2 protein-coding genes and 2 pseudogenes are annotated in these 3,629 nt (G+C 78.0%); 2 read left to right on the top strand and 2 right to left on the bottom strand.

The features are described from left to right. Nucleotides 1-35: 35 nt before the first annotated feature. Nucleotides 36-269 (bottom strand): hypothetical protein, encoded by a 234-nt coding sequence (locus VR45_RS50750; protein WP_353612732.1) that lies wholly within the window; start codon nucleotides 267-269, stop codon nucleotides 36-38. 136 nt (nucleotides 270-405) lie between these two features. Beyond that, nucleotides 406-957, bottom strand: a pseudogene (locus tag VR45_RS50745) (LysR family transcriptional regulator); the annotation flags it as partial. Between the two features lie 120 nt (nucleotides 958-1,077). Between VR45_RS50745 and VR45_RS50255 the strand changes: the two are divergent. Further along, entirely contained in the window at nucleotides 1,078-2,073 is a 996-nt protein-coding gene (locus tag VR45_RS50255; protein WP_045943361.1) for a DMT family transporter, read from the top strand. Nucleotides 2,074-2,241: 168 nt separating this feature from the next. Beyond that, a pseudogene (locus tag VR45_RS31880) lies at nucleotides 2,242-3,535 on the top strand (sensor domain-containing protein). The last annotated feature ends 94 nt before the right edge of the window (nucleotides 3,536-3,629 follow it).

The following is a 3,629-nucleotide window of genomic DNA, read 5'->3' as shown; positions in this document are numbered from 1 at the left end:
GGCCCGCCCCACCCGCCGTCGCTCCGGCCGACTGTTCAGCGCGGCGCCGCGGACCTGTCCCGGCCGGGGTGCACCGCCGCCAGCAGGCCCGTCACCGCCGGGGACCAGGGCCGCCCGGCCGGGCCGGTGAGGGTCAGGGTGCGGTGCGCGGCCGGCCGGATCGGCACCAGGACGCAGTCCGGCGGCAGCATCGGCTGCGCCAGCGCCGGCATCACCGAGACGCCGACCCCCGCGTGCACCATGCCGATCAGCGTGTTGAGGTCGCGGATCCGGTGCCGGGGCGCGAAGCGGACGCCGGCCCGGCGGTAGGCGTCCCGNNACGCCGGCCCGGCGGCAGGCGTCCCGGATGTGCCGCTCGCAGCCGCCCTCCGAGAGCAGGAAGTCGTCGTCCTCCAGGTCCGCCACGTCGACGCCCGCCTCGCCCGCGAGCGGGTGGTCGCGGCGGAGCAGCGCGTGCATCGAGTCGGCGCCGAGCGGGACCGCCCCCGGCGGCACCCGGTCGGCGTCCACCAGGACCGCCGCGTCCACCGTGCCGGCCTCCAGCCAGACGGCCAGCTCGTCGTCCTCGCCCTCGAAGACCCGCACCGTCAGCCGGGGGTGCTCGGCCCGCCAGTCGCGCAGCAGGGCCGGCAGCAGCCCCTGGCAGACGGTGGTCGGCGCGGCCAGCCGGACGGTGCCGGTCAGCCCGCCGCCGTGGTGCTCGGCGATCGACCGGACCGCCGCGGCGGAGGCGACCGCCGTCCGGGCGTGCGGCAGGATCCGCTCGCCCAGCGGGGTCGGCCGGGCGGGTGCGCCCCGGTGCAGCACGGGCGCGCCCAGCACGCGTTCCAACGCGGCGACGGCGTGCGAGACCGCCGACTGGCTCACGCCGAGCTCGGCCGCCGCCGACCCGAAGCCGCCCGCGTCGGCCACCGCGACCAGCGCCCTGAGCTGGGCGAGGTTCACCTCCTGGGTCATGAGACTTCCTCATTCCGACCGCACCGCCACTTGTTGGACTCATGATCGGCCGACCCGCGACCCTCTGTCCATCGAGTACGAGTGGGCGGACCGGGTCGGACCGGGGCCGGGGAAAGGCGGGTGGTCGGAGTGCGAGGGCGCTGGTGGCCGGGGTTCGTGGCACTGTCGGCGATCTGGGGCGCGAGCTTCGCCCTGATCAAGGTGGCGGTGGAGGCCGGGGTGCCCCCGGTCTGGGTGGCGGCCTGGCGCTGCCTGCTCGGCGCGGCCGCCCTGTGGGCGATCCTCGCCGTCCGTCGCGAGGCCGTCCCGCGCGACCCCGCCGTCTGGGGGCACAGCGCCGTCGCCGCCGTCCTGCTGAACGCGGTGCCGTTCGTCCTCTTCTCCTACGGGGAGACCCGGGTCAGCTCGGTGCTGGCCGGGGTGCTGAACGCGGCCACCCCGCTGTTCACCCTGCTCTTCGCGCTCGCCGTGGTACCCGGGGAGCCCCGGCCGGGACCGCGCCGGCTTGCCGGACTCGCCCTCGGCTTCGCCGGGGTGCTCACCGTGCTGGGCGTGTGGCACGGCTTCGGTGGCGCCTCCGCCGGGGGGCCGGCCGGGGAGGCGGGACCGTCCGGCGGCGGGGCGGGCGCGGTGGCCGGCGGACTCGCCTGCCTGGCCGCGACCTGCTGCTACGGCGCCGGCTTCGCCTATCTGCGCCGTCACCTCGCGAACCGTCCGCACTCGGCGACCGCCCTGTCCACCGTCCAGATCACCTGTGGTGGCGCCCAGCTCGCGGTGGCCGCCCCGCTGGCCGCCGGCGCCCCGCACTGGCCCGGGGCCGGGGCCGCGGGCGCCCTGCTGGTGCTCGGCGCGCTCGGCACCGGCGTCGCCTACGTCCTCAACCTCGGCCTGGTCCGCACCGCGGGGACGGCCGTGGCCGCCGCCGTCACCTATGCGACCCCGCTCTGGTCGACGGCGCTCGGTGCGCTGCTGCTCGCCGAGCCGGTCGGCTGGAACACCCTGGCCGGCGGCCTCGCGGTGATCGCCGCCGTCGCGCTGACCCGGCCGCCGGCTGCCGGGGGCGGGGGCGGGGCGGCCGTCCGTCGGGGCCGAAGGGCACGTCAGCCGGTCGGTTAGGGTGGGGTGATGGGCACGGGGCGGGCGACGGCCGAGGACACCGGGGCGGGCGCGACCGGGGCGGTCGGCCCCTCTTCCTCGTTCCTCTCCACCGCCGAGGCCGCCTCCTCCGCCTCCTCCGTGGGCGAGGCCGCCGGGGCTGCCGAGGCTGCCGACCGGTCGTCCGAGGTGGCCGTACTGGCGGCCCTGCGCGCCCGTCCGCTGCGCTTCCCGTTCACCGCCGACTCCCTGCGCTGCTGGGCCTACCTGGTCGGCGGCGCCGTCCTGGGACTGGTGACGGCGGTGCTGCTGCTCGCCCTGACCGCGCTCGGCCTCGGGCTCTCGGTGGTCGGCGTCGGCCTAGCCGCTGCTCCTCGCCGTCGCGCTCTCCGGCCTGCCGGTCGGAGCCCTGGAACGCCGCCGGCTCCGGCTCGTCGAACCGGCGCCGGTGCCCGACCCGCACCGGGCGCTCCCCGGGGCCGGGCGCCCCGCCCGGCTGCGCACCCGGCTGCGCGAGCGCGCGACCTGGCGCGAACTCGCCCACACCCTGCTCGTCGCCCCGCCGCTCACCGCCGCCGGCCTCGGCCTGACCGCCCTGCTGCTGTTCTCCGCGGCGCTGGTCGTCAGCCCGGTGGTGGTCCAGGTGCTCGCCCCCGAGACCGTGATGCTGATCCCCGGCCACGCCGTGCCCGGACCGCTGCACGCGCTCCCGTTCACCGCCCTCGGCCTGGCCGGGCTCTACCTCGGCGGCCATGCCGGGGCACTGCTCACCGCCGCCCACGTCCGGCTGGCCCGGCTGCTGCTCGGGCCCCGGGCGGAGGATCCCGGCGGCCAGGTCCTCGAACTGACCCGGTCCCGGGCCCGGTTGGCCGACGCCTTCGAGGCCGAGCGCCGCCGCATCGAACGCGATCTGCACGACGGTGCCCAGCAGCAGCTGGTCGCCCTCACCATGACGCTCGGCCTGGCCGCGCACGAGCTGCGCGAGGGGGCCGGGGCAGGCGGGGACGCCCCGGCCGGGGCGCTCGCGCTGGTCGACCGGGCCCGGGGCGAGGCCCGGCAGGCGCTGGAGCAACTGCGCGGCCTGGTCCGGGGGATCCACCCGCAGGTGCTCACCGACCACGGCCTGGCCGCCGCCGTCGCCGAGGTGGCACTGCGCCACCCGGTCCCCGTCGAGGTCGACCTCGACCTGCCGGGCCGGCTGCCGGGCCCCGTCGAGACCACCGCCTACTTCACCGTCACCGAGGCCCTCACCAACGCCGCCAAGCACAGTGGCGCCACCGCCGTCACCGTCCACGGGCGGGTCGCGGACGGCCGGCTGGTGCTCCAGGTGACCGACGACGGCTGTGGCGGGGCCGACCCGGCCGCCGGGGCCGGGCTCCAGGGACTGGCCGACCGGGTGGCGATCCTGAGAGGACGACTGATGGTGACGAGTCCGACCGGCGGGCCGACCAGGCTCCGGCTGGAGGTGCCGTGCTCCGGATAGTCCTTGCCGAGGACGCCGTGCTGCTCCGGGCCGGCCTGGTCGAACTGCTCACCCGGGGCGGCCACCTGGTGACCGCCGCCGTCGGCGACGCGGA

It is taken from the genome of Streptomyces sp. NRRL S-495 (genome assembly GCF_000966955.1).
Classification (GTDB): Bacteria; Actinomycetota; Actinomycetes; order Streptomycetales; family Streptomycetaceae; genus Kitasatospora; species Kitasatospora purpeofusca.
This window is presented reverse-complemented; position numbering and strand designations above follow the sequence as displayed.